Genomic DNA, 20,715 nt, shown 5'->3' on the forward strand with positions numbered 1-20,715 from the left:
GCCGCACCGTCTGTTTCCTCGCCAGGGAACGCAACCAGGCCGGGCAGCGCAACCGGGCCAGGCGGCACAGGTCAACGAGAAAGCGGCAGCGCCTCGCCCGCTCCCGCACCGAGCAGCACCGCCAACTCCGGCGGCACGGGCCAGCGAGGTGGCGCGGTCGCACCGTCTGCTTCCACGCCGGGCAGCGCAGGCAAGCCGAGCGGCACCGCATCACCGGCTCCTGCGTCGGGCAACATCGCCAAGCTGGGCGGCATGAGCCGACAAGGGGGCGGCGCAGCGCCATCGGCTCGAACACCGAGTGGCGCATCCAGGCCCGGTGGCGCAGGCCAGCGGGATACCGGTGCAGCCTCATCTACTCCAACGGACGGAACGACCCGCTCCGGCGGCGTTGCGCAGCGAGGTAGCGGCGCTACCGGCCCCGGCGGCGCGAGCCAACGCGAGGGTGGCGCTGCCCCGTCGACTCCGACGCCGAGCGGCACAGTCGGGCCGAGGGGCGCGGGCCCACGTGATGGCGGCGCGGCTTCGTCGGCCCCAACGCCGGGTGGTGCAACCAAGGCGGGGGCAGGCCAACGCGATAGCGGCCCGGCCTCATCTATTGCCACGCCGGGCACAGCCAACCTCGGCGGCACCTCACCGGCTTCCGCGCCGGGCAGCGCAACCAATCCAGGCAGCACGGGCCAACGCGGTAGCGGCACCGAATCTGCTCCTGCTCCGGGTGGCACAAACAGGCCAGGCGGTGCAAGTCAACGCGGTAGCGGCGCAGCTTCGTCTGTGCCCGGTTCTGTGCAGCCGGGCGCAGCTGCCGGTTCCGGACAGGCCGGGAGTGCTACCGGGAATTCCGAAGGCAAGACTGCGGAGATCTCGCGTGGTGTCGCGGGCAAAGACAAGTCGGCCGAGGCGCCGGGGGCGGGAGTTCCTGACAAGGCGACGCGAGACGCGGGTTCCGGCGCAGCAGACAAGGCTGCCGGGCCGAATTCACCGACCGTTGTGATCAAACGGGGCGGTTCCGCAGCGCAGGCTGGTGGCGGTTCGGCGAAGTCGGCCGCGGCTGCCGGTGCGGCGGGGGGAACTGCCGCTGCGGCCGCCGGAGGATCCGACGCGGGCGACGAAGCAGTACGCGACAAGTCCGCCGGAGCAGCCGCCGAAACGACTACTCGGTCGACGGCAGCCACGCCACCGACCGAAAACGCTGCGCCACCAAGTGGCACTCCCGCATCCGCTGCGGAAACCGCTGTGATTCAGCGTGATTCGGCTGCGACCAAGGCCGCGGCACCAGCGGACAAGGTCGACGATGCCGCGGGTGCGGATGCGGCGACCATGGTGATGCGGCGGGTCGATCCGAAGGGTAAGGGTGCGGCTGCCGCGCCGACGCAGCCGGATGAGCCGGATTTGGCGGGCGCGGACGACAAGACCGTCGCCATGCCGGTGGTTTCGAAGCTGGATGCCGAGCAGACCGTCGCGTTGCCGATTCAGAAGCCGGTCGATAAGGACGCCACGGAGCGGATGCGGACCGGTGCCGGGACCAAGCCCGGTACCGATCGGGTCGTCCCACCCGCTGCGCGGCCCGGGCCGATCAGCAAGCCGCCGAGCACGCCGCGTCCAGCAGCCGGTCCGAAACAGGCTGGGGCGCAAGGCCCTTCGCAGGGTGGACCCGGGGTCGAGGAGACCGCACCGTCGGCGCCGCGCGGACCGGGGCGGCCACGTCAGGTCGCATCGGCCCCGTCACCGGCCGATACCCAGCAGACTCGCCCCGCCCAGCCGGTCAACGGACCACGACCGATGGCCCAGCCGCAGCGAATCACGCCCGGTCAGCAATCGACGGACGCCGAGGCACCGGCCGAGCGCTCGAAGCGCTGGCTGGTCATCGGGGCGGCCGCGGTGGCGCTCATCGCGGTGATCGGGCTCGCGGCCGTGCTCATCGGCAATCGGGGCGGCAACTCCCCCGAGGCGCAGGTCCGCGCCACCATCACCGATTACACCGGGGCACTGAAATCCGGCGATCTCGCGGCGCTGCGCAACAGCACCTGCGGGCAGCTGCACGACTTCTATCAGAATATTGCGGCGGACCAGTTCGCCGGCGTGCACCAGCTGTCGATGGATCGCAAGAACATTCCCGTGGTGGCCAGCGTCGATACCATCAAGATCACCGATAAGACGGCGATCGCACAGGCCACCGTGTACACCGATGCGGATCCGACGAAGCGCTCGGCGCGGACGTTCGACCTCGAGCAGACCGCCGACGGTTGGAAGGTCTGCGATCCGCCGAGCGCCGGGACGCCCTAGCCGGAAGGCGGCACCGAATCAGCAGGACTTATCCAAAAGGTGAGCCCTCTAACCGGTAGCGAACATCACACTCACCTGGTCACCGGACCGGTTCGCCAGTAGCATGGCCCGGATCATGGTCAGGGAGCAGACAATCGAAAAGCCGGAAGTCGAAGCGGTCGAGCAGGTGGCGGGGCGCCGGTTCCGGGTGCGTGAACACTATTCGGTCGGCCGGGAGAAAGTCCGTGAGTTCGCCCGCGCGACACAGAGTCGCCACGGTGCGCATTACTCCGAACCGGATGCGCTCGAGCTCGGTTACGACGGCATCATCGCGCCGCCGACCTTCGCCTCGGTCATCGGCATCAATGCGACCAGGGTCCTACTGGATACCGTGCTCACCGAATACGATCTGTCCCAGATCCTGCAGACCGACCAGGTATTCGAGCTCACCCGGCCGATTCTGGCGGGCGACCGGCTCAGCACCGAGATCGTGATCGACTCGATCCGTCAGTTCGGCGATAACGACTTCGTGCTGGTGACGTTCTCGCTGACCAACCAGCACGGCGAGATCGTGCAATCGGGTTCGACCACCATTGTGGCGCGTCGCGGTGTCGAGGTGGATCCCAATATCGCGGCCGCCGTCGAGAACATCATGATGCACGCACGTCCGGTCACCATCGGTGACATCACCAGGCCGGACCCGCTGGTCGAGTTGCCCGCGGACGCCCCCGCGCCCGGTCAGCCCGCGGTGCGCAGCGCTTCGGTGCACTCCCTCCCGGACTTCGACCGACTAACCGTCGGCGATCAGCTCCCCGCCGAGACCGTCCAGGTGACGCGCGGCGATCTGACCAACTATGCGGGAGTTTCCGGCGATCCCAACCCGATTCACTTCAGCGAGCGCGCGGCCCAATTGGCCGGACTGCCGACCGTGGTGGCACACGGCATGCTGACCATGAGTCTGGCGGGCGACTATCTGACCGCATGGCTCGGTGATCCGACGGCCATCGAGAAGTTCAGCGTGCGGTTCGCCGGATTCGTTCCGGTGACCGCCGACGCGCCGAGTTCCGTCGAATTCAGTGGGCGGATCAAATCGCTCGATCCGCGCCGACGGACCGCGACCATTGTGCTCGCGGGTAATTCGGAGGGCCGCAAACTTTTCGGCCGGGCCATCGCCGAGGTTCGCTTCGCCTAGCGAGGCAACCTCATTCGATGGTCGCGTGCACGAGATAGACGTTGTAGTCGTTCCACGTCGAAATGCTGAAGTACAGGTCCGAACCCGAGGACCAAGGGTGGATGAATCCGCCGTATAGCTCGGGATATTCGCGCGCCGTCACCGTCGGCGTGCCATCGGTCCACACACCTTGCGGTGAATCCGCTTCGCGGACCACCAGTGCCGCTCTTCCGGTATCCAAATAGCTCATCTGCCATACGTTTCGGCTGGCGTCGAAGCGCACCGACAACTCGCCGACGGGCGCGTCGACAATCGGGGTGGCGGACCCGAATCCGCCTACCGGAGTCCAGTTTCCGTCCTGCCAGTACTGATAGGCGGTGGTGTTGAGGAGCTGATCCTTCGGCACTCGCGCCAGTCCCACCGAGCCGAGCCGGGTATTGGGTGTGCCGAACATGTACACATAGTCGCCGTGCGGAACCATCGCGCTCACTTGGAAATTCGCGAGTCCGAAGATATTGTCCCAGCGCGCGTACGGATCCTTGGTCCAGGTCTGACCGTGATCATCGGAATAGGCGATGCCGCCGTAATTGGTGAAGAACGTGCCCGGAATGCTGTTCCAGGTGCGAATCGACATATAGCTCAGGTACTGCCGCGCACCGAGGGCAAATCCGGAGGTCGGAATCGTGGTGACCTCGACATTGTCGAGTTTGCGGCTGGAGAGCACCTCGGCCGCGTGGCAGCGGTCGTCGGTCACCATTCGGTCGTAGGTCATCCCGTCTTCGAGATCGTGATCGGTGCTGAATGCGAGCACATTACTGCGCCAATCCAATCCCATTCCGCCCGGCGGATGGAAGCCGCGTCCGACGGTGTCGCCGAAAGCGGTCGCGATCTCCCCCGGCGCGCTCTCCCACATGATGCCGAGATCGGTGCCATCCACCTGCCAGCGCTTATCGGTGCGATTGACCGAATTCGCGCCGGTCTGCTTGGCCACCTCGGTGACCGTGCTGATCCGCGGCGTCGGCCGGACCGCGGCCACAGGGGCGGATTCGATCGGCGGATCAACCCGCGGCGGAGGCGGCGGCGCCTGACCGGGATCCGGTCCCGGTCCCGGAATCGCGAAATGGAAAGGCTTGGGGCTCAATAGAATTTCCGGAATGCCGAGTTGACTCGCCGGACTCGGCGGCGGTGCCGGTGCATCGGTCAGATCCGGGCACGGATTCACGCAGGGATCCGACGGCAACTCCATTTCCGTGCGAACCGGCGCGGGTTCGGCGGCAGCCGGCGGCAGCACGGTCAGCACGGGATACGGAATCGGCACCTCGAGCGTCTTCGGCACCAGGCCCGCATGCGTCGCGGGCGGATCCGTGCGGCACGGACCGGCCACCGGTCCGGAAGGCGCGGCACCGGCCGGTCGCGCGGCACATGTCAACGCCCCGGCCGCACACACCACCGCACCGAACACCGCTACCCACCGCCGAGTCATCGCCAACCCCTTGATATCTCGCGCAAAATGGACACCCGTCTCCCGGCCGCATCGCAGCCCTTCGCGACGCCGCGCACCAGCGCCCGACCCTACCCGTTTTGCCCAGTTCGACCCGCCCGACTTACCGAACCACCCATGCGCCGCACGGACATCCAGAATTAACAGGAAACTCCTACTCCATTTTCGGGACCGCACCCCGACCACCCTGCTACCGTCCACGACACGACAACTCGAGTCGGGGTGAGTGGCCGTCCACCGGGGGAGCAAAGGGCCCCCGGTGGTTCTCATTCGAGCGCAGTGACATCGGCGCCGAAAGCGGAGCAGGATGGAGAATGTGAACGCTTCACTGATCTATCGCCGCGCTGTACCCGCGCTCGGTGCCGCATGTCTGGTGATCAGCGGCCTCGGGATCGCATCGCCGATCGCCGCCGCCGATTCGTCCACCGTCCAATTCGTTGCCGGACCCGATAGTTCGCTTCCGGTGCCGAGCTATCGGCCGGGGCCGAAGGGGTCGAATGTGCCTCCGCCGGAAGAGTCGAAGGAGGAGTCGCCGAGGTATTACACCGATTGCGATCAGGTTCGGGCGGAGGGGAAGCTACCGCTCTATCGTGGTCAGGCTGGGTACAACCCGTATCTGGATCCGGACGGGGACGGCGTCGCCTGCGACTGAGCGGTTACTGGACGGCCTGGAATACCAGAACCGTTGCGCCGATACGGATATTGTCGCCGTCGGCGAGCAGGGCACCGCTATCGATCGCCTCATCGTTGACGTACACGCCATTGGCCGAATGCAGATCCTTGATCAGCAGTCCGGCCCGGCTCGGCATGATATGCGCGTGGTAGCGGCTGGCCTTCGGATCGTCGAGGACCAGATCATTGTCGGTCATCCGGCCGATTCGCATGCCGCCCTGCGCGATCGCGGTGACCCGGCCGTCCGGCATGCGCAGCTGACCGCTGCGGACCGCGCGCGGCATCTCGGTGACCGTCTCGGTCATCGCCGCGGCCAGCCGCTCGGTCCGCTTGAGTTCCATTGTGCTCAGCGGTTCCTGCCGCAGCACCCGCTGTTCGAGATCGACCAGCACCGGACCCGGATCAATGCCGAGTTCGTCCGCGAGCACCGTGCGCACCCGACGGCACGCGTCCAGCGCATCGGCCTGTCGGCCGGATAGGTACAGCGCGGTGATCAGCTGACCCCACAGCGGTTCGCGCAGCGGATGTTCATTGGTCATCGAGACCAACTCGCCGATCACCGATGACGCACGCCCACAAGCGATTTCGGCATCGATCCGAGCGGATGCGGCCTGCAGCCGTTCCTCGTCCATCGCGGTGGCGAAACCGTCGGCGAACTGCAATCCGGCCAGATCGGCCAGTGCCCGACCGCTCCACTCGCGCAACGCGTTTCCGAACAGCTGCGACGCGCCGACATGGTCGCCGACCTCGGCGGCACGCGCGCCCGCATCCCTGGCCGCCTCGAAGCGGCCGAGATCGCAGGCATCCTCCGGGATCTCGAGTCGATAGCCGGACGATTCGGTGCGCAGCACCATGGCCGGGTCAACACCCGAATTGCGCAGTGCCTTACGGATATTCGAGACGAATACCTGCAGGCTGGCGGCGTAGGAATCGGGCGGATCCTCGTTCCAGACCATATCGGCCAGCGCGGCCGAAGCCACCGCGCGCCGTCGATTGACGGTCAGCGCGGCGAGTAAGGCTCGCGGCTTGGGCCCGCCGACAGCCACCGGTTCACCACCGACCAGCAGTCGCACGGGCCCGAGCACGCGCACATCCAGACTCATGTACTAAACGTAAAGGCTCAGGCGCTGATCGAGCGACCCGCGGACTTCAGGTCATTGCACGCCTCGACGACCCGCGCCGCCATGGCCGACTCGGCCTTCTTCAGGTAGCTGCGCGGATCGTAGGCCTTCTTGTTGCCGACCTCGCCGTCGATCTTGAGCACACCGTCGTAGTTGGTGAACATGTGCCCGACGACCGGTCGGGTAAACGCGTACTGGGTGTCGGTGTCGACGTTCATCTTCACCACACCGAAGCGCAGCGAATCCTCGATCTCCGACTTCAGCGAGCCCGAACCGCCGTGGAAGACGAAATCGAACGGCTGCGCGTCCGCCGCCAGGCCGAGCTTGGCCGCCGCCACGCGCTGCCCCTCGGCCAGCACCTCCGGCTTGAGCACCACATTGCCCGGCTTGTACACGCCGTGCACATTGCCGAAGGTCGCGGCGAGCAGGTACTTGCCGTTCTCGCCGGAGCCGAGCGCGTCGATGGTCTTCTGGAAGTCCTCGGGCGAGGTGTAGAGCTTCTCGTTGATCTCGGCCTCGACACCGTCCTCTTCACCGCCGACGACGCCGATCTCGACCTCGAGGATGATGTTCGCGGCATGGGTCGCCTTGAGCAGCTCCTTGGCGATCTCCAGGTTCTCGTCGATCGGGATCGCCGAGCCATCCCACATGTGCGACTGGAACAGCGGGTTCTTGCCCGCGTTCACCCGCTCCTGGGAGATGGCGATCAGCGGCCGCACGAAGGTGTCCAGCTTGTCCTTGGGGCAGTGGTCGGTGTGCAGCGCGATGGTCACGTCGTAGCGCGCGGCGACCACATGCGCGAATTCGGCCAGTGCGACCGCGCCGACGACCATATCCTTCACACCCTGACCCGAGCCGAACTCCGCGCCGCCGGTGGAGAACTGGATGATGCCATCGCTGCCCGCGTCGGCGAAGCCCTTGATGGCCGCGTTGACGGTTTCCGAGGAGGTGCAGTTGATGGCCGGGAAGGCAAAGGAGTTCGCTTTGGCCCGACCGAGCATCTCGGCGTAGACCTCCGGAGTCGCGATGGGCACTGTGAAGACCTCCGTGTTGTGCGGCAAAAGACAATTCTGTCAGCTCACAGACTAGGCCAGCGGGCTTTCGCGCGATGTGCGGGGACCGCTCTGCGTGGCCGCCGCAGAGTACGGACCGGCCGGTCGGACAAGGCGAACTTTTCGCACAGCAAGAGGTTTCTCAGTTGGACCCGGTACTGTTGGCCGCGTAATTGCGCTGGCAGCTTCCGATGCGGTGGCAAGCAATGTAGGCCAGCCGTACCAGGGACAGGAGGCCGCGTGATTCTGCTGGCAGCGACAGAATCGGTGACGAGCAACGTCGCATTGACCCAGTTGCTGGACCCGATGCACCTGCTTACGGAGACGTGGCTCAAGAATGCGGTGCTCCCGGCGATCCTGGTGATCGTCTTCATCGAGACCGGTCTGCTCTTCCCGATCCTTCCGGGCGATTCGCTGCTGTTCACCGGCGGCCTGCTGTCCGCGACGGACAACCCGCCGGTATCGATCTGGCTGCTGTTGCCCGCCGTCATGGTGACCGCCTTCGCCGGTGACCAATGCGCCTATTGGATCGGTCGGGCGATCGGGCCCGCGCTGTTCCAGAAGGAAGACACCCGGTTCTTCAAGAAGCATTACGTCACCGAGACGCACGCCTTCTTCGAAAAGCACGGTCCGAAGACGATCATCCTGGCCCGCTTCGTGCCGATCGTGCGCACGTTCATGCCGGTACTGGCCGGTGTGTCCAAGATGGACTACCGCAAGTTCGTCACCTTCGACATCGTCGGTGCCATCCTGTGGGGCGGCGGTGTCACGGTGCTCGGGTACTTCCTGGGCAACGTCGCGTTCATCCGCGACCATATCGAGCCGATCTTCCTGCTCATCGTCTTCATCTCGATCCTGCCCGGCATCATCACGGTGGCCAAGAAGGTGCTCAACCGGGGTGCGGACGAGGCCGGTCAGCACGATGCCGCGCTGACCGCCTCGACGAACGAGCCGACCCACTGAGCCGGTGTCCACGGCGCAGTTGCCCCTAGCAGTGGGCAGTTTCGATCCGCTGACCTCGGCGGGGCCCGCGCTCGTCTGGACGGTGGTGCTGACCTTCGTCTTCCTCGAATGCGCGTTGATCATCGGGTTGTTCCTGCCCGGTGACTCGATGCTGATCACGGCGGGCATCGTGATGGCCTCCAACGCCGCGGGCGAGGCCCATGTCTGGGCGCTGTCCATCGGCGCGATGGTCGCGGCCATCGCGGGCAACCAGGTCGGCTACGTCATCGGGCATCGCACCGGCCATCACCTGGTGGCCAGGAAAAACGGCCGCTACATCAATACCCGCAACCTGCAGCGGGTCACCGAATTGCTGCAGCGGCACGGTTTCCTCGCGGTGCTCATTTCGCGTTGGATCCCATGGGTGCGCACGCTGTGCCCGATGGTCGCGGGCGCGGCCAGGATGGATCACCGCAAATACACCGTGGCCAGCACGGTCGGCGCCATTATCTGGGCGCCGGTGCTGCTGCTCATCGGCTACTACGCGGGCAGTTTCCTGGACCGGGTGCCGTGGCTGATGCCGGGAGTCATCGGCACCCTGGTGGTCGGCCTGATCATCGGAACCGCCGTCGGCATCCGGCACTACCGGCAGGAGATCGCCAAGCCCGCCGAGGACTTCGATTTCGAAACCGCTGGCGACGATACGAAAACCGCCTCGATCTGACGCGCTGAACGGCGCGGTCGTCCCTGTACTGGTCAGGCGGCGTCGGTCTTCTCGAACCGAGCGACGAACCGCAGTTCGAGTGCGTGCGCCAACCGGTCCAGCATGCCGATGGTTGGTGTGCCACCGCCGGACTCGAGCCGGGAAACGTCGGGTTGGTGTAGTCCAGCACGCTGGGCCAACTGCGACTGGGTGAGGCCGAGTTCGAGCCGCCGTTCCCGGATGGCGTTCGCGAGTTCGATGGCCAGCAGCACTTCCGCGCGACCGGCATCGTACTCCGCCGCGTCGAAGCCGGGCCGGTCGGCTCGTTCGCGTCGCAGGTCATTCATGGTCGTGTGGTCAGTCATCGTCGCCTATCTCCCTGCCGAAGTTGATTCGGGCATGCTCGTGTTCGGACTCGCACACCTTCCGCAATGCCTTCGCGCGTTCGACATGCCTGGTTTCCCGCATTCGAGTTTTCCGGAACACCGTCAGCAGCACCACTCGCCGCCCCGACGCAAGCCAGTAGGTGATGCGCATCTCTCGTGGGTGCAGGTGGAATCGCAGCTCCCGTACGCCGTCGCCGAGATTCCGAGACCACGGTTTGCTCGGCGAGCATGCCCACGTATGTATCCACGCGACCGAAGTCCCCGTCCGACAGCGAACGTAACCAATCGGCTACCTCCTGTTCTACCTCGACCACATAGAGGCTCATAGCATCCATCCTATATAGGCCAAGTACTATATTCGACCAGGGGGGCATCGCCGCCCGACGAGCTGCGCTCAGCATGGCGAAGCCGATTCAGCCTTTCAGGCGCAGGACCGCGAGGACTCGGCGGTGGTGGGTGTCCGACGGTGGCAGGTCGAGTTTGGTGAAGATGTTGCCGATATGCTTTTCGACCGCGCGCTCGGTGACCGTGAGCGCGGTCGCGATCGCATTGTTCGATAGCCCCTGGGCCATCAGTTCGAGCACCTCACGCTCGCGGGGTGTGAGTCGGGCGAGCGAATCCTGTTGCCGTGAAGCACCCATCAACTGACTCACCACCTCCGGGTCGAGTGCGGTGCCGCCGGTGGCGACCCGGTCCAGGGCGTCGACGAAATCGCGCACGTCGGCCACCCGATCCTTGAGCAGGTAGCCGACGCCGCTCGCACCGCCAGCGAGAAGTTCGGTGGCATAGCGGGTTTCGATCCACTGCGAGAACACCAGCACGCCGGTGAGCGGGTACTTGCGGCGCAACTCGATGGCCGCGAGCAGGCCCTCGTCGGTGAAGGTTGGTGGCATCCGCACGTCGACCACGGCCACGTCGGGGTTGTAGGTGCCGACGACATCGCTCAAGGTGGTGGCGTCGCCGACAATGGCGACCACCTCATGGCCGCGCTCGGTCAGCAGTCCGGCCAGCCCGTCGCGCAGGATCGCATTGTCCTCGGCGATGACCACCCGCAACGGTGTACTCATCGCGGCCCGGCCGTCGGCAGCAGAATGGTCACCACGGTCGGCCCGCCGGTCGGACTCTGCACCGTCAGCGTGCCGTCCACCGCACGAGCCCGCGCCGCAAGTCCGGAAAGTCCGCTGCCAGCGACATGTTCCCCATCGGTCGGCGCCAGCACGCCGCCGATTCCGTTGTCGCGCACCGAGACCGCGATGGTGTGCGCATCGGTCGGTACCACCGACACCCATGCACTGGTGGCATTCGCATGCTTGACCACATTGGTGAGCAATTCGGCGACCGAGAAGTAGGCGATCGCCTCGATGGCCGGATTCGGCCGCTGCGGCAGCTGGACTCGCAGTTCCACCGGAACGGCACACCGCGAGGCGAGTGTCTCCAATGCTGGCTCGAGCCCCAATTCGAGTGCGGGCGGATGGATTCCGCGTACCAGTTCGCGCAATTCGGTCAGCGCCTCCTTGGCATTGGCGTGTGCGTCGGCGATCAGGTCGCGTGCGTCGCCGCCGAGGGATATCCGCTCTTCGGCCCGACCCAGCGCCATGGCGATGGTGACCAGCCGCGCCTGCGTGCCGTCGTGCAGATCCCGCTCCACCCGACGCAGCGTCGCCGCCGAATCCTCGACCGCGGCACGCCGACTCGCACGCAGTTCGACCAGCTGCCGGTCCCGCGCCGTCGCCGACAGCAATGCGATGGTGAGCAGTCCGTGCACCCAGCACACCGCGCGCAGCAGCCACGGCAGTGCGAAGCAGCAGATGATGCCGACCGCGGACATCAGCAAAACCCTTGGCCACGTGTCGATATAGACGGACCCGAACTGGGCGAGCGAATGGTGCGCGACACCGTTGTCGTCGATATTCGTGGGGTTGAACAGCACCCACGGGATGGGCGAGAGCGCGGTAAACACCGTCACGGCCACCACGACCAGCACCAGATAACCGCCGACCACACCGAGTACCGCCTGCGCTGCCAGGAACAGCATGGCTCGCCAACTCGCGCGATCGGTGAACGCGCTCTTCAGGAAGCCGAAGAAGCCCGGCCGCGAGACATACGGCGGCGGCGCTTGCACCGGCGTATCCAGCAGATCCCTGGCCAGCGCGCGGTACACCTTCGCCCAGAGCCGCGCGCCCAGAATCACCAGCGCCAGGATCGGAATGCCGATGAGGAAGATCGAGGCGTACAAACCGCCGCCGAAACCGAAGAACAGATAGCAGACGGCGAGCATGCCGATCGCGAAAACCGTGAATACATAGACGAGTTGCTTCCAGGTCCGGACCTGGATCGGCGCCCGCAGTATCGCGCGCAGCACCGCTCGCGCGTCCGGCCCGGTCTTACCGGTGGGCGCGTCGAGCACGAGGGTTTGTGTCTCGGTCATGGACTCCATGGTTGTCGCGGTGACGGCGGCATTCGATCGCGCTGACCGGCGAATCCGAGGTGTGGCCAGCTACACCACCAATTACCATCCTGCGCATGAACTATCCGCCACCACCGCAGTACGGTTCACCGTACGGCTACCCGGCCTATGGTCCGCCGCAGGATCATCCGCAGGCCGTCACGATCATGATCCTCGGGATTCTCGGCCTGCTGATGTGCCAGGTCTTGGGCCCGATCGCGTGGGTGATGGGGAAGAAGGCGCTCAACGAGATCGACGCGTCCGGCGGCGCCATCGGTGGTCGCGGCAGCGTCCAGGCCGGATATATCTGCGGCATCATCGCCTCGATACTGCTGATCCTGACCCTCGCGTTCGTCATCATCATTGCGGTATTCGCTGTTATCGGCGCCTCGTCCTCGAGCTACTGAATCCGGCCACCCGAAGGTGGGGGCGCGGCCGGAATTAGCATCGTCGGGGTGAACCACCCCGCGCCGGATACGGCCGAGCAGCCAGGCCCCACCGAATGGGGCGAGCATCCGCACGGTGTCGGGCCATGGGCGCAGGAGCACGGGCAGGCCCCGCCGGATGACCCCCGCTACGATCCGGAGCTGCTCGCGGGCGGTGACCGCCGCAATGTCGTCGATGCCTACCGCTACTGGACGCGCGAGGCGATCATCGCCGATATCGACCGCCGCAGGCATCCGTTCCATGTCGCCATCGAGAACTTCGGCCACGACGCGAATATCGGCACCGTGGTACGCACCGCCAACGCCTTCGCCGCGGCCGCCGTGCACATCGTCGGTCGGCGGCGCTGGAATCGCCGCGGCGCCATGGTCACCGACCGTTATCAGCACATCGAACATCACACCGATATCGGCGAGCTGATCGCCTTCGCCGAGCGGGAAAATCTGACCGTGGTCGCCGTGGACAATGTGCCGGGCTCGGTTCCGTTGGAAACCGTCGAGTTGCCGCGCCGCTGCCTGCTGCTGTTCGGGCAGGAAGGGCCGGGTGTCACCGAACATGCCAAGGGTGCGGCCGCGCTGACGGTTTCGATCGCGCAGTTCGGTTCGACCCGCAGTATCAATGCCGGAGTCGCGGCCGGTATCGCCATGCACGCATGGATCCGGCAACATGCCGATTTGACGTCAGCTTGGTAACGAAAAGATCGGTATTAATCGGCTCGAAGCTGGCACCATTGACCCATGACCTCGCGGAGTCCGGATACCGGGCGCGATGCTGCCCCCACGCCCGCGCTGTGGTCCGAGCGTGCGGATATGGCCGAAGCCGCGATCGTCTCTCGGCACCTACGCGCGCTATGGGGCGTGCCGGGTACCGAATTGGGTGTCGTCGGTTGGCCCGCGACCCGTCGTGAACGCGGCTTCGCGACCTGGCACTACTGGTGGCAGGCGCATCTGATCGACTGCGCGGTCGATGCCGCCAACCGGGTGCCGACGCCGACCCGACGCAAGCGCATCGCCGCCATCGCGCGGGCGCATCGACTGCGCAATATCACCGGATGGACCAATAACTACTACGACGATATGGCCTGGCTGGCAATCGCTTTGGAGCGTGCCGAGCGAACCCAGGGCATCACCGAGGCGCGCGGCGGTCTGATCGCACTCGAGAAGGAGCTGTACGGCGCTTGGGATCCGGCACGCGGCGGTGGTGTGCCGTGGCGGGTCGACTCGGACTATTTCAATGCCCCAGCCAACGGACCGGCCGCCATCGCGCTGCTGCGGCTCGGCCGCCACGTCCGCGCGCAGGAAATGGCCGACTGGATCGATGCGACGTTGTGCGACAAGGAATCCGGCCTGATCCTGGACGGCGTCCACCTGCCCTCCGGCGAGATCGAGCGCCCGACCTTCAGCTACTGCCAGGGCGTGGTGCTCGGCTTGGAGACCGAACTCGCGGTGCACACCGGCGAGCCGCGCCACAGCGAACGGGTACACCGACTGCTCGCCGCGGTCGAGGAGCAGATGACCACCAATGGGGTGATCAATGGCGGCGGTGGTGGCGATGGTGGCCTGTTCAACGGCATTCTGGCCCGGTATCTCGCGGTGGTCGCGCTGATGCTGCCCGGCGATGAGCACGAACAGGCCGCCGATCGGCGGACCGCGGCCGCCATTGTCCGCGCCAGTGCGACGGCGGCCTGGGCGAACCGACTGCAGGTCGAGGGCGAGCCGCTGTTCGGACACGATTGGAGCAAACCCGCCCAGTTACCCGGTGGACGGTCCGGCGCCGGGCATTTCACCGAGGGCGGTTCGGTGACCTCGTCGCGGGTGCCCGAACGCGATATGTCGGTGCAACTGTCGGGCTGGCTGCTGATGGAGGCGGCCTACCAGGTCAGCGCCGCCGGGCTGTAGGCATCGGCGTGCCCTGCGGGTAATCCGTTGATCAAAAGCATTGCCGGACAATTGATCAGCGGCAGTGACGCGGTGTTCGGCATAACCGCATTGGTCGACGGCACCACCGCGAGTCGTGACCGAGCCGATCGGGAAGCATTACGGTCTCGCGGACCACTCGGTTGCCCATCGAAGGTGACGGGCGGCTGGGTGCGGTGGAAACGGGCAGGTCACGGTTGTGGCCAAGGCGCGTTCACGCCGGGGTGGCCGGTCCTATTCTGGAGATGCAGGGCAGTCGGGTGGAGGCTGGCATGGATCACGCACGCGTTCTCCGCACAGTGCTCGGGGTGACCGCCGGGTATTTGATCGTGCTCGGATTCTGGCTGGGCTGGCTACTACCGCATATGCCGCCGGGCACCGAGCCGTTTCAGATCGTCGCGCTGGTCGGTCTGTTCGGATCATGCGTCGGCGTCGGAATGCTCTTGGCCGCTCGGCCATCGCGCGCGGATCGGCAGCTGTGGCGGCACGGGCTGGAGGGGTGGGCGACCATCGAGGGTGCGCATACCCTGCACCGCACCGATCATCACACCGAGTTGACCGAATTCGATCTGGAGCTCGTTGTGCCCGGATCCGAAAGTTACCGTGGCACCATCGTTTTCGATGTCACCCCGGCCGATAAGCCGCGGATGGCGGTCGGTGAGACCATCTCCATCCGAGTCGATCCGGAAAATCGGGATCGGATCATTCTCGTTCTGGGACAATAGTTTTCGATCACCGGGATTCGGCCGAATCGACGGGAACGAGGTCAGTCCCGCGCGTGCGCTCGCGGGTCCGCGAGCAGATATTGCGCCGCCGCATAGGTAGCCAGGACCACCCCCTCGGTGACCCGCCGGGAACGCTCACTGCGCGCGAACAGCCGCCGCAGCACGATCAACCCATCGGAAACCGTGAACAGCAATGCACCGAGGCCGAGCCGACTACGCGGATCGGCATTCGGAATATTCAGTCCGGCAATATTTTTCGCACCCGGAGCCAATCCGGGATCGGAGGCGAGCACCGCCGCACTGCCCAGCGTCGCACCGTAGGCGGTCAGCGCAGCCGCGACGGTCGGTGCCTTGACCCGCATCAGCGCCGCGGCGCCGAGCCAAGCCAGCAGCCGGGGAACCGCGATCTCCGGACGTGGACGCCCACCCTGCCGCCACCACAGCACCGAATACCCGGTCTGCATCACCGCGAACGAGGACGCCCCCGCGATCAGCCGACGATCATTGTCCGGCTCGATCAACAGCACGTCACCGATGGTCGCGGCCCCCAGGGAACCGAGCAGAACCGTCCGACCGACCGGATCCGACACCGTCCGATCGGTCGCCACATCGGCCGCCAACAGCGGCATCAGCAGTGGCTTCGCCACCCATTGCACCTTGTCACGGCCGGTGACCGCGCCGTACACGGTCACCGCGGCAGCAGCTATGAACCCAGCTCGGAACGGACGCACGACCCGCGAATGCCGCAAATCAGACACCGAAGCTCGGCTCTTTCGGGGCGGGCGGCAGCGTGACCACCTGGCCCGCATAGCTCAGACCCGCACCGAAGCCGAGCAGCAGCGCCACCTGGCCACCCTTGGCCTTACCGGTCACCAACATCTCCTCCATCGCCAACGGGATGGAGGCGGCGGAGGTATTGCCGGTGTTCTCGATGTCATTGGCCACCGGGATGTCATCGGCCAGCCCCAGGTTCTTCTTCATCAACTCGTTGATGCGGGCATTGGCCTGATGCGGAATGAAGACCTCGATATCGTCCTTGGAGACACCGGAGACCTCGAGCGCCGAGGCCAACGCGCGCGGCAAAGTGACCGCCGCCCAACGGAATACCCGCGGCCCCTCCATCCGCAGCGACATCCGGCCGATGGGCTCGACGGCCGGATCGGTGCCCTGCAGCCGCTGCGCCTTCTCCATGTATTCGAGGAAGTTGACGTCCTGCTCGATCGCCGAGGCATTCTCGCCGTCGCTGCCCCACACCGTCGGGGAGATGCCGTTCTCCTCGCTCGGGCCGACCACCACCGCGCCCGCACCGTCACCGAAGATCATCGCGGTGCCACGATCGGTCGGATCGAGTCCGACCGTCATCGTCTCGGCGCCGATGAGCAGCACGTATTCGGCCGATCCTGACCGGATCAGGTCGGCGGCGACGCCGAGGCCATAGCCGAATCCGCCGCAGCCGGAGGTCAGATCGAAGGCCGCGATCCCGTTCATCCCCAGGTCATTGGCGACCTTGGGGGCGCCGTGCGGAGTCAGCGTCAACCAGCTCGAGGTGGCCAGGATCAGCGCGCCGATCTTGGACCGGTCGATGCCGCTGTTGACGATCGCGCGCTCACCGGCGGCAGCCGAAATCGACTGCAGCGTTTCGTCGCCGCTGATCCACCGACGGTTGCGCACACCGGTGCGCTCGTAGATCCACTCCGGGGTCGAATCGAGAACCTCGCACACCTCTTCATTGCTGACCAGGCGTTTCGGACGGTAAGCACCGATGCCGAGCATCGCGACATTCGCACGGCTCTTATTGACTGCAATGCTCACCACAGGTAACTCACACGACCCTTCGCTGTCTCGAACACGCCCCTTATCGGGTCGCACCGCCGTCGGCGTTTCAGCGCTTTTCCAAGCTCCGACCACCAGCGATAACGACCCGGGGACCGCATTCGCAGCTTAGCCGAGGGCCAGATCCTTCAATCCGAGGATGGACCGGTACTCCAGGCCCTCGGCGGCGATCACCTGATCGGCGCCGGTCTCCCGGTCCACCACGGTCGCGACGCCGACGACGGTCGCACCGGCCTCGCGCAGTGCGCGCACCGCGGTCAGCGGCGAATTTCCGGTGGTCGTGGTGTCCTCGACGACGAGCACCCGCTTGCCGACGATGTCCGGGCCCTCGATCTGGCGCTGCATGCCGTGCGACTTGGCGGCTTTACGCACCACGAACGCGTCGATCGGACGGCCGGGTGCGTGCATGACGGCCAGCGCGACCGGATCCGCCCCCATGGTGAGTCCGCCGACGGCCTCGAAGTCCCAGTCCGCCACCATTTCGCGCAGCAGCTTCCCGATCAGCGGCCCGGCATCGTGGTGCAGGGTGGCGCGGCGCAGGTCGACGTAGTAGTCGGCCTCCTTGCCCGAGGACAGCGTGACCCGGCCGTGTACGACGGCGAGCTCGCGTACGAGTGCCGCCAATCTATCGCGGTCGTCGGTCGAAACGGCGGCCTGGTTCGCCTGGTCGATCATGTCTGTCAAGTCCTTCCGCGTGCGTTGAATATGCCGCGATTCAGTCGGGCCGCCAGGGCTCGCGGGATCATCCCGGCGGCGGTGGTGAGCACTTTGTACTGCACTCCGGGCACGCTGAGCACCCGGTCCTTCTCCAGATCACGTAGCGAACCGGCGACCACCTGGTCGACGCTCAGCCACAGCTGCTTCGGCAGCGAGGACATCTCGATACCGGCCCGCTCGTGGAATTCGGTATGCACGAATCCGGGACACAGGGCCTGGACCCGAACTCCGGTTCCGGCCAGTCCACCCGCCAGCCCCTCGGTGAAGGATACGACGTAGGCCTTGGAGGCCGAATAGGTCGAGCCCCGTCCTGGAATCAGACCCGCGACACTGGCCACATTGACGATCGAACCCTTCGCCGCCGCGATCATCGACGGCAGCGCCGCCCTGGTGAGTTGCACCACCGCCGTGACATTGACGTCGAGCTGCGCCTGGACCGCGGCGGGCGGCTGCGTCCAGAACTCGCCCGACTGGCCGAATCCGGCGTTGTTGACCAGGAATTCGATGCCGTCGGCGGCACGGGCCAGCACCCGATCCCGATCTTCGGTATCGGCCAGATCGGCGACGAGCACCTCCGAACGGGTCGCGAATTTCCGCTCCAATTCCGCGGCGAGTGCATTCAGCCGGTCCTCGTCGCGAGCGACGAGCACCAGGTCATAGCCGAGTGTGGCCAAGCGCACGGCGAATCCGTGCCCGATGCCGGAGGTCGGTCCGGTGATCAGCGCGACGGGGCGGATGGCACCGGGCAGGCGCGTAGGACTGTCGTTCATGGTGTGATCCGGGTCGAAGGGGCGCTGTGCCCGCTCACTGCGGCACGGGTCCCTGATACGGGCGGAATCCGGGATGGAACGGGCCGCCGGGCTGTTCCGGCGTGTGCTCGGCCGAATGCCATTCGTCCTCATCCGACTCGGTCTCGGCGGTTTCGCGCTGCGGTCGGTCCTGCGGCGACCAGTCGTCGTCCGGCTCCGCTGCCCAGCGCTCGTCGCGGGCGCGCGAGCGGGAGTCGGGGACGACGGCCAGACTTGGGCGGCGCGGTGGCTCCGGAGTCACCGGGTCGGCGGCCGGTTCCTCGTCGTAATAGTCGTCATCGGAGTACTCGCGGTACTTCGGACGGTCGAAATCGTCTTGGTCATAAGGTGATTCGTCATAGTCCTCGTCGTCGAAGTCCGTGCGCTTGCGCAGATCCGCCGACGCGACCCGCGCGGCCACCGGACGATCCGCCGCTTCCCGATCACCAGGGCGCTTGCGCGGATGCGGCCGTCCCGGATCGTGACCACCGGAATCCACCCCGCGCACATCGCTCACCGGCGGCAGCACATGCAGCAGACCGGACAGGCGCAGCACCGCGTCGATGGCGGTTTCCCAATCCTTGGCCACCGTACCGACATTCAGCATGCCGAGAGTCCAATTGCCCTCGCTCCACAGCATCTGCACGGAATCGGGCAGCGATTCGATGAAGGCGACCATGCGCTGATCGACGGCGTGCCTGGCGATCTCCGGATTGGTCGCGAACACCACCCGATCACCGATCGCGCCGAGCAGTTCCAGATCGGCATCCTTGGGAGGTGACGCGGTCTTGAGCCGCATATCCACATCGATATCGGAGCCGATCTGCCTGCGCACCGCGACCAGCGTCGCGGCGTCTTCCAGATCGAAGAGGACGAATTTCTCGCCCTTGCGGATACCGGACACCACATCCACCGCGGACAGGTAGCCGAGCTTGGCCAACGCACCGCGGCGCCAAGTGGACGCCAGCGCCGGTTCCACCGACACATACGTATAGCCCTGGGCCTTGGCCCACACCTGGCGCGCATGACCGGTCCGCTGTCGCTGGACCCGATCGAAATACAGCAGCACGATCGCACCAACGAGCGCGATCGCCGCCAACCCGAACCACATTGCCGTCATCGTCGCCTACCCTATAGAGCCGACAGGGCTATTGCGCAGCACTGCCCGCCGATATTTCACCGCGTGCCTCCGGGCAACGCGGTGCTGATGATGATCTTCGCGTCGATCGAACCATCCGCGGCCTTATCGCCCTGCACCACGACCATGTCACCGACCGGAAGATCGGCCGCCTTGGACCCGGTCAACGAGATCACCTGGGTCTTATCGGTGGTACGTACCGTCACGGCGGATCCGCCGAGGGTGTCGAGGGTCAATTGGCCACCGGCATTGGCGGTGATGGTGCCCATGGTCGCGCCGAGCTCATCTATGCCGCCGAGTCCCGGAATGCTCGGCACGACCCTGGTAGAGGACGGGCCGCCCGACGGTGCGGTGCCGGTGGATCGGCCCGCGGTCGGGAAGGCCGAGGTGCTCGCGGCGGAACTCGAAGAGGTGTCCTTACCACCGAGCAGCATCCCCGCGACCACACTGACCGCGCCGATCAGCAGGATCACCCCGAGGCCCAGGGCGATCCACAGGCCGGTGTTGCGCTTGCGCGGTGGCTGCTGATCCGGAGGTAGCGGTCCGCCCGGCGGTCCGGGCGGATACTGCGCACCGGGCTGACCGTACGCACCGAACTGCGTCGGCTCCTGCCACGCGCCGCTTTCCGGTCCGCCCCACTGGACCTGGCTGTCGTACGGCGGAAACTCCTTGGTGGCATTGGTCGGTGGCGGGGCCCACGGGTCGTATCGTTCGGCGGACGGATAGACCGAAGTCGCATCGCCGTGGCCATATGCCTCGGTGTATTCGGTCGTCTGCGAGGACGGCTGGAATCCCGACTTACCCGACGGACCGATATGTTCCGTCGGCGCATCCTCCGGTCGCTGAGCCCAGGGATCGTTGGGACTACTCATGCCCTCCAGGGTAGGCTCTGTTGGTT

The 20,715-nt window shown here is 66.1% G+C and carries 23 protein-coding genes; 9 read left to right on the top strand and 14 right to left on the bottom strand.

Annotation, left to right across the window (positions count from 1 at the left end; translation table 11 throughout):
• Positions 1-71: 71 nt before the first annotated feature.
• A complete protein-coding gene (locus NA5_RS40955; protein ID WP_218020231.1) occupies positions 72-233 on the bottom strand; it encodes a hypothetical protein in 162 nt (53 codons plus the stop codon).
• Between the two features lie 538 nt (positions 234-771).
• On the opposite strand from NA5_RS40955, the gene NA5_RS42645 reads away from it, so the two are divergent.
• Together NA5_RS42645 and NA5_RS35065 are read left to right on the top strand one after the other, a co-directional pair.
• Positions 772-2,283, top strand: a complete 1,512-nt coding sequence (locus NA5_RS42645; RefSeq protein ID WP_245672574.1) for an Rv0361 family membrane protein — start codon at positions 772-774, stop codon at positions 2,281-2,283.
• 115 nt (positions 2,284-2,398) lie between these two features.
• Positions 2,399-3,454: a fused (3R)-hydroxyacyl-ACP dehydratase subunits HadA/HadB gene (locus NA5_RS35065; RefSeq protein WP_062993374.1), complete on the top strand. Its 1,056-nt coding sequence runs from the start codon at positions 2,399-2,401 to the stop codon at positions 3,452-3,454.
• 10 nt (positions 3,455-3,464) lie between these two features.
• On the opposite strand, the gene NA5_RS35070 is transcribed toward NA5_RS35065, so the two are convergent.
• On the bottom strand, positions 3,465-4,916 hold the full coding sequence (locus NA5_RS35070) for a glycoside hydrolase family 183 protein (RefSeq protein WP_062993335.1): 1,452 nt from the start codon (positions 4,914-4,916) through the stop codon (positions 3,465-3,467).
• A 334-nt stretch (positions 4,917-5,250) separates the two neighbouring features.
• On the opposite strand from NA5_RS35070, the gene NA5_RS35075 reads away from it, so the two are divergent.
• On the top strand, positions 5,251-5,586 hold the full coding sequence (locus tag NA5_RS35075; protein ID WP_169811409.1) for an excalibur calcium-binding domain-containing protein: 336 nt from the start codon (positions 5,251-5,253) through the stop codon (positions 5,584-5,586).
• A 4-nt stretch (positions 5,587-5,590) separates the two neighbouring features.
• Here the strand turns inward: NA5_RS35075 and NA5_RS35080 are convergent, their stop codons facing one another.
• Positions 5,591-6,709: a BTAD domain-containing putative transcriptional regulator gene (locus NA5_RS35080; protein ID WP_062993337.1), complete on the bottom strand. Its 1,119-nt coding sequence runs from the start codon at positions 6,707-6,709 to the stop codon at positions 5,591-5,593.
• A gap of 17 nt (positions 6,710-6,726) precedes the next feature.
• Entirely contained in the window at positions 6,727-7,761 is a 1,035-nt protein-coding gene (fbaA, locus tag NA5_RS35085) for a class II fructose-bisphosphate aldolase (RefSeq protein ID WP_062993338.1), read from the bottom strand.
• A 324-nt stretch (positions 7,762-8,085) separates the two neighbouring features.
• Between fbaA and NA5_RS35090 the strand changes: the two genes are divergently transcribed.
• Positions 8,086-8,742, top strand: coding sequence for a DedA family protein (locus NA5_RS35090; RefSeq protein ID WP_084484660.1), 657 nt, complete (start codon positions 8,086-8,088; stop codon positions 8,740-8,742).
• Positions 8,743-8,761: 19 nt separating this feature from the next.
• Positions 8,762-9,445, top strand: a complete 684-nt coding sequence (locus tag NA5_RS35095) for a DedA family protein (protein ID WP_174555312.1) — start codon at positions 8,762-8,764, stop codon at positions 9,443-9,445.
• Between the two features lie 32 nt (positions 9,446-9,477).
• Here NA5_RS35095 and NA5_RS35100 read toward each other — a convergent pair whose 3' ends face one another.
• From NA5_RS35100 to NA5_RS35115, 4 genes are all read right to left on the bottom strand, one after another.
• Positions 9,478-9,789: a helix-turn-helix domain-containing protein gene (locus tag NA5_RS35100; protein ID WP_062993341.1), complete on the bottom strand. Its 312-nt coding sequence runs from the start codon at positions 9,787-9,789 to the stop codon at positions 9,478-9,480.
• On the bottom strand, positions 9,782-10,096 hold the full coding sequence (locus NA5_RS42650; RefSeq protein WP_218020232.1) for a type II toxin-antitoxin system RelE/ParE family toxin: 315 nt from the start codon (positions 10,094-10,096) through the stop codon (positions 9,782-9,784). Before NA5_RS42650 ends, NA5_RS35100 begins: the two co-directional genes overlap by 8 nt.
• 127 nt (positions 10,097-10,223) lie before the next feature.
• Positions 10,224-10,877 carry a LuxR C-terminal-related transcriptional regulator gene (locus tag NA5_RS35110; RefSeq protein ID WP_062993342.1) on the bottom strand — a complete coding sequence of 218 codons (654 nt, stop codon included), beginning with the start codon at positions 10,875-10,877 and terminating at the stop codon, positions 10,224-10,226.
• Positions 10,874-12,238: a sensor histidine kinase gene (locus NA5_RS35115; protein ID WP_084484661.1), complete on the bottom strand. Its 1,365-nt coding sequence runs from the start codon at positions 12,236-12,238 to the stop codon at positions 10,874-10,876. Before NA5_RS35115 ends, NA5_RS35110 begins: the two co-directional genes overlap by 4 nt.
• Positions 12,239-12,333: 95 nt before the next feature.
• Between NA5_RS35115 and NA5_RS35120 the strand changes: the two genes are divergently transcribed.
• The 4 genes from NA5_RS35120 (at position 12,334) to NA5_RS35135 (ending at position 15,341) form a co-directional block, all read left to right on the top strand.
• Complete coding sequence (locus NA5_RS35120) at positions 12,334-12,663, top strand: DUF4190 domain-containing protein (protein ID WP_062993344.1); 330 nt, start codon at positions 12,334-12,336, stop codon at positions 12,661-12,663.
• Positions 12,664-12,711: 48 nt separating this feature from the next.
• Complete coding sequence (locus NA5_RS35125; protein ID WP_062993345.1) at positions 12,712-13,392, top strand: TrmH family RNA methyltransferase; 681 nt, start codon at positions 12,712-12,714, stop codon at positions 13,390-13,392.
• A gap of 117 nt (positions 13,393-13,509) precedes the next feature.
• Positions 13,510-14,598, top strand: coding sequence for a glycoside hydrolase family 76 protein (locus NA5_RS35130; protein WP_084484662.1), 1,089 nt, complete (start codon positions 13,510-13,512; stop codon positions 14,596-14,598).
• Positions 14,599-14,888: 290 nt separating this feature from the next.
• On the top strand, positions 14,889-15,341 hold the full coding sequence (locus NA5_RS35135; RefSeq protein ID WP_062993347.1) for a DUF3592 domain-containing protein: 453 nt from the start codon (positions 14,889-14,891) through the stop codon (positions 15,339-15,341).
• A 41-nt stretch (positions 15,342-15,382) separates the two neighbouring features.
• On the opposite strand, the gene NA5_RS35140 is transcribed toward NA5_RS35135, so the two are convergent.
• From NA5_RS35140 to NA5_RS35165, 6 genes are all read right to left on the bottom strand, one after another.
• Positions 15,383-16,072 (bottom strand): lysoplasmalogenase family protein, encoded by a 690-nt coding sequence (locus tag NA5_RS35140; protein WP_245672582.1) that lies wholly within the window; start codon positions 16,070-16,072, stop codon positions 15,383-15,385.
• A 19-nt stretch (positions 16,073-16,091) separates the two neighbouring features.
• Positions 16,092-17,156 carry a beta-ketoacyl-ACP synthase 3 gene (locus tag NA5_RS35145; protein ID WP_062993349.1) on the bottom strand — a complete coding sequence of 355 codons (1,065 nt, stop codon included), beginning with the start codon at positions 17,154-17,156 and terminating at the stop codon, positions 16,092-16,094.
• Between the two features lie 126 nt (positions 17,157-17,282).
• The gene (gene pyrE / locus NA5_RS35150) at positions 17,283-17,849 is read right to left on the bottom strand and encodes an orotate phosphoribosyltransferase (RefSeq protein WP_062993350.1); all 567 of its coding nucleotides are present in this window, start codon (positions 17,847-17,849) and stop codon (positions 17,283-17,285) included.
• A gap of 5 nt (positions 17,850-17,854) precedes the next feature.
• Positions 17,855-18,661 carry an SDR family NAD(P)-dependent oxidoreductase gene (locus tag NA5_RS35155; RefSeq protein WP_062993351.1) on the bottom strand — a complete coding sequence of 269 codons (807 nt, stop codon included), beginning with the start codon at positions 18,659-18,661 and terminating at the stop codon, positions 17,855-17,857.
• A 34-nt stretch (positions 18,662-18,695) separates the two neighbouring features.
• On the bottom strand, positions 18,696-19,799 hold the full coding sequence (locus NA5_RS35160) for a TtfA family protein (protein ID WP_245672576.1): 1,104 nt from the start codon (positions 19,797-19,799) through the stop codon (positions 18,696-18,698).
• A 56-nt stretch (positions 19,800-19,855) separates the two neighbouring features.
• Positions 19,856-20,689, bottom strand: coding sequence for a DUF5666 domain-containing protein (locus NA5_RS35165; RefSeq protein WP_062993353.1), 834 nt, complete (start codon positions 20,687-20,689; stop codon positions 19,856-19,858).
• Between the last annotated feature and the right edge of the window lie 26 nt (positions 20,690-20,715).

Origin of the sequence: Nocardia anaemiae NBRC 100462 (assembly GCF_001612725.1) — a bacterium.
In the GTDB taxonomy this organism is placed as follows: domain Bacteria; phylum Actinomycetota; class Actinomycetes; order Mycobacteriales; family Mycobacteriaceae; genus Nocardia; species Nocardia anaemiae.